The following is a 4,332-nucleotide window of genomic DNA, read 5'->3' on the forward strand; positions in this document are numbered from 1 at the left end:
TGATCTTTCCGCCGCGCAATCCGCGGCCGGCGGCGGGCGTCGGGATCGCGAGCCAGAACCCGGCCTTCGAGCGGATCAGCGGGCCGGTGTCGTGCGCGCCGACGATGGCGGGCGCCTTCGACCAGACCAGCGAGGCTGCGCCGATGCTGGTTGTCCCCTTGGGCCAGGTCTCGGCGCGGATGCTCTTGGCGAGCCGCTGCCCGAGCCCCGCGCCGGTGATCTGGCGCCGCCAGTCGGTCTTGAGCTGCCCGCCGGCCTCACGCATTGCCGTGGTCACCGCGCGCTCGCCCGCCTTGATCTCGGCGGCCATCAACGAAGCGAGGTCGGGCGTGACGTCGAGTTTCAGCTTCATGTCGGCCTCAGATCCACGGTCCAGACGAGCCGCTCGCGGTCGCGGACCGGCTCGCCCTGGATCAGGAAGGCCTCGCCGTCGATCTCGATGCGGTCGCCGGGGCGCGGGGTCGGAACCTCGGCTACGCGCAGATCCACGCGCGTGGTCTCCGACCAGAGGCGCGCGTCGCCGAAGCCCGTGGTCTCGTCCGCCCGGCGGGTCACCACCCGGACGAGGACAGGCGTTCCACCCTCGGGCGTGTAGACGGCCTCGCGGGCGATGTTGTCGTCGGCGAAGAGCGCGTCGAGCGCCATCGCAGCCGCCGTCATCAGGTCCGCCGCGCGCTGCGCAGGACCTGCGGTCGGGTGCAGATCGGCAGCGGGTTGCTCTCGATCTCGAGCCGCACCCATTCGTCGCGGTCCCGGTCCGGGATCATGCGGGCATAGAGCGGCAGGCCGACGGTGTTGACCGTCTCGAAGGTGTCCGCAGGCGCGTAGTAGATCTCGAACAGGCCTTCGACGCCCTCGGGGTAGAAATACGCCTTGTCGGTGGGCACGCCGAAGCCCAGCCCGCCGCGATACCGGCGGAAGGTGATCCCGCCGAAGCTGACCTCCTCGCCCACGCGGCCGCGCAGATCGGCGGCCGCCGCGGTGTTGAGATAGGTCTCGCGCACCTCCTTGTGGGCAACCAGATCGGCGAAGAAGGCCGAGCCGCATTCGGCACGGAGCTGCACCTGGCCGGCGGCGAGCCCGCCCAGAGAATCCTCGACGCTCTCGATCAGCGCCTGGCAACGCTTGCGCAGCGCGCCCGAGGCGGGGGAGGTGTTGTCGAGGTCGAAGTCGACCTCCGTGGCCGGGGTGATGCCGAACTCGGCGTGGTAATCGATCACCGTGGCGCCGTCCCTGGGGTCCTTCACCACGCCCTGGATGCCGTTGAAGAGGTGGAACTCGAACGTGGCCTCGGCGTCGTTGCGCAGGCGGCCCAGCTTGCGGGCGACCTCGGCCTGCACCTGCTGCACCGCGGTTTCCGAGCCGAAGTCGCGGATCGCCTGGATTTCCGAGGCCCAGAGCACGTCCTGCTTCTTGAACTGGCGGCAGACAAACGCGCGCATCTCGCGGCGTTCGGGGATCTGGCTGTCGTAAGCCGAGCCGCGTTCGGAGAACGGGATCAGCGACAGCGTGCCGTCGCGGCTCTCGATCATCACGGTGCGCGTGCGCACACCGCGGCTGCCGAAGAGCCCCGCGCCGGACAGGATCGCGGGCTTGTAGGGGATGTTCTCGAGCGCGCGGGTGAGCTCGACGATGGTGAAGGCATCGCCTTCGAAGATGTCCATGGTGGCCATGTTGATGCCTCCTGTCGGTTTCGGATCAGCGGACGATGATGCCCGCGGCGAAGAGCGCGGCGTGGGCGGCGGCGACCTCGGGATCGCTGGGCGTGCCCGCGAAGACGAGATCATGCCGGTTGACGATGGCGGGGCCGCGGACCACCGCCACGGCCGGTGCATCGCCGCCGCTGGCGTCCGCCTTGCCCCAGAGCACGGCGACGGCGGTCTCTGTCCCGTCGGTGGCGTCGGGGTCGTGGGCGGCGTATTTGCCCGAGGCGGTGATCTGACCCAGCACGGTGCCGGGTGAGAGCGTGCCGGACGCAACGGTGACGGTCTCTCGGGTGTAGTCGCGATGGGCTTCCCAGACGAGGAAGCCGCCGGGGTGGGTGGACTCAGAAAGCGTGGTCATGGGAGCCTATCCTTTGAGCTTGAAGGTGCGGGCGATCACGTCGCCCCAGGGACGGGTCGTGGCGCTGCGGCCGGGTTGCGGGTGATGGGGCGTGATCTCCGGCGCGGCCTCGGCCTTCGTGTCCAGCAAGCTGCTGCGCACCGCGTCGAGGCTGGCGTCCTCCTCGAGGAAGCGCCCGGCCATCTGCGGCTGACCCGCGAGGCGGCAGAGATCGACCACGGCCCGGGCATGGGCGATGGCCTCGGCGCGGATGGCGGTGGCGTTCGGAGCCGTGCTGGCGTCTGCCATGGGGCCGTCCGGATCGTCGGCCACGGGCTGCGGCGCGGGATCGGGGACCGACGCGACATCGTTGGCGTCGTCAACGATGTCGGTTTCCGTCTTGGCGTATTCCGGATCTGGGGTCTCGACCGCGTCCACCAGCGCTGGCGGCGCGTTGCGGAAGCGTGCGATATCGAAGCTCGCGGCGATCCGCACCGGCTCCGCAAGACGTGTGGCGAGACCTGCCTCCAGCGCCTCGGCCGCTGTGAGCCAGGTCTCGGCGGCCATCAGCCCGGCGATCTCCTCCTCGGGCCTGCCCGAGCGGGCGGCGTAGCCGCGCAGCATGCCGGCCGCGATCTTGTCCAGCGTCCCGGCCATCTCGCGCATGTCCGCCGCCGTGCCCATGACGAGGCCGGAGGGATCGTGGATCATCAGGAAGGCATTCTCGGGCATGACGATCTCGTCGCCCGCCATCGCGATGTAGCTGGCGGCCGAGGCCGCGATCCCGTCGATCCAGACGGTGACGCTGCCGGCGTGGCGGCTCAGCGCGTTGTGGATCGCGACCGCGTCGAAGACCGAGCCGCCGGGGCTGTTCAGCCGCAGATCGATCGCGGTCTCGTCCGGCAGCGCGCCGAGTTCGGCGAGGAAGCCCTTGGCCGAGACGCCATAGGCGCCGATCTCGTCATAGATCAGCACCTCCGCGCCGCCGTCGCGGGCGCGGATCGTGTACCAGCTGTTCATGATGTCACTCCTGATTGGTGGCGCGGTCGGTCGCGGCCGCATCGATGTCGTCACCGCTGTCATCTGCCGACCCATCGCCCGGATCGGGCCGCGTTGCCGGCGTCGCCCGCGCGCCCTGCGTCTCGCCGGGGCTGGTGCGGTAGCGCAGGCCGAGCCCCTCGGCGCGCGCCGTGTCCGTCGCGTTCTCGCGGTCGACCTCCTCGACATCGTAGCCGGTGGCCTCCACCACCTTGCGCCGCGAGGTGATGCCCGCCTCCATCGCCAGCACCTGCGCCTGGATGTCCTTCAGCGGATCGACCCAGTCCCAGCGGGGCGGGATCCACTGCACCATTTGGGCGACGGCCGGGTCGGGCAGATCCAGCCGGCCTGCCAGCCGCGCCGTTTCCAGCCAGCGCGCCCAGACCGGGCGGCAGAGCTGATGCGCGATCACCCCGTGCTGGAGCTGCTGCACGCGACGCCGGAACTCGACGAGCTCGGCCCTCAAGCTCGAATAGTTGGCCTGGCGCACGTCACCGGTGACCAGGTGATACGGCAGCCCCAGCGAGGCCGAGACGCCGAGCAGCGTGCGGTACTGGAACGCCTCGTAGCTGCTGCCCACATCCGCCGGTGACGAGAACTTCACGTCCTCGCCCGGCAGCAGGACCTGCAGCGTCCCCGGCTCGAGGCTGGCGATGGCCGCGCCGTCGGGGTCGGCCTCCTCCGTGCCTATCATAGGCTCTTCGGGCGCCGTCTTGGTGATGAAGCCCGCGAACATCGCCGCGGTCTTCTTCCGGTCGAGCTCGGCGTCGTCGTACTGGTCCAGCAGGAAAAGCCGCACCATGGCGGGCGCGACATGCGGCAGGCCGCGGATCTGCCCGGCATCGAGCGGGCGATAGACGTGAAGGACGTCAGCCGCCGGCACACGCACCGTCTCCGGCACCGCCACGCGCCGGTCCGTGCTGTCGCCCGGATGGCTGCGGCGGAAGTGATAGGCCACCCGCCTGCCGATGGCGTCGAACTCGATCCCGCAGCGGATGCGGTTGCCGTTGGCTGCCGTCTCGGTCTTCTCGAAGGGCAGCATCTCGGATTGCAGGAGCTGCAGTTGCAGCGGCACGAGCAGACCGTCCTCGGTGCGACGTGGGCGCAGCCGCACGAAACACTCGCCCGCGACGAACATCTCTCGCGCGACCATGGCCTGAAGGCCGTAAAAGTCCGTCAGCCCGTCCGCGTCCGCCTCGTCGGTCCAGGCGAGCCAGAGCCGCTGGACCTGGTCCCGAAGCTCCGCGTCGT

Annotated in this window: 6 protein-coding genes; all 6 read right to left on the reverse strand. The window is 70.2% G+C overall.

Annotated elements, in window-relative coordinates:
* On the reverse strand, positions 1-352 hold a 352-nt coding region (locus tag ROA7023_RS23000), incomplete at its 3' end, for a DUF6441 family protein (RefSeq protein WP_234992424.1).
* A complete protein-coding gene (locus ROA7023_RS23005; RefSeq protein ID WP_050664252.1) occupies positions 349-660 on the reverse strand; it encodes a head-tail joining protein in 312 nt (103 codons plus the stop codon). The genes ROA7023_RS23005 and ROA7023_RS23000, both read right to left, overlap by 4 nt.
* The gene (locus tag ROA7023_RS23010; RefSeq protein ID WP_159458650.1) at positions 660-1,673 is read right to left on the reverse strand and encodes a major capsid protein; all 1,014 of its coding nucleotides are present in this window, start codon (positions 1,671-1,673) and stop codon (positions 660-662) included. Before ROA7023_RS23010 ends, ROA7023_RS23005 begins: the two co-directional genes overlap by 1 nt.
* 25 nt (positions 1,674-1,698) lie before the next feature.
* Entirely contained in the window at positions 1,699-2,064 is a 366-nt protein-coding gene (locus ROA7023_RS23015; RefSeq protein WP_050664254.1) for a head decoration protein, read from the reverse strand.
* Positions 2,065-2,070: 6 nt separating this feature from the next.
* Positions 2,071-3,063, reverse strand: coding sequence for a head maturation protease, ClpP-related (locus tag ROA7023_RS23020; protein ID WP_159458651.1), 993 nt, complete (start codon positions 3,061-3,063; stop codon positions 2,071-2,073).
* Between the two features lie 4 nt (positions 3,064-3,067).
* A partial coding sequence (locus ROA7023_RS23025) for a phage portal protein (RefSeq protein WP_085881290.1) occupies positions 3,068-4,332 on the reverse strand: 1,265 nt, incomplete at its 5' end.

The organism is Roseisalinus antarcticus (assembly GCF_900172355.1).
Lineage (GTDB): Bacteria > Pseudomonadota > Alphaproteobacteria > Rhodobacterales > Rhodobacteraceae > Oceanicola > Oceanicola antarcticus_A.

Bases quoted from the DNA above. Each gene is read 5' to 3' on its own strand.
- ROA7023_RS23005 (WP_050664252.1), bottom strand. From the start codon at position 660: ATGACGGCGGCTGCGATGGCGCTCGACGCGCTCTTCGCCGACGACAAC.
- ROA7023_RS23010 (WP_159458650.1), bottom strand. From the start codon at position 1,673: ATGGCCACCATGGACATCTTCGAAGGCGATGCCTTCACCATCGTCGAG.
- ROA7023_RS23015 (WP_050664254.1), bottom strand. From the start codon at position 2,064: ATGACCACGCTTTCTGAGTCCACCCACCCCGGCGGCTTCCTCGTCTGG.
- ROA7023_RS23020 (WP_159458651.1), bottom strand. From the start codon at position 3,063: ATGAACAGCTGGTACACGATCCGCGCCCGCGACGGCGGCGCGGAGGTG.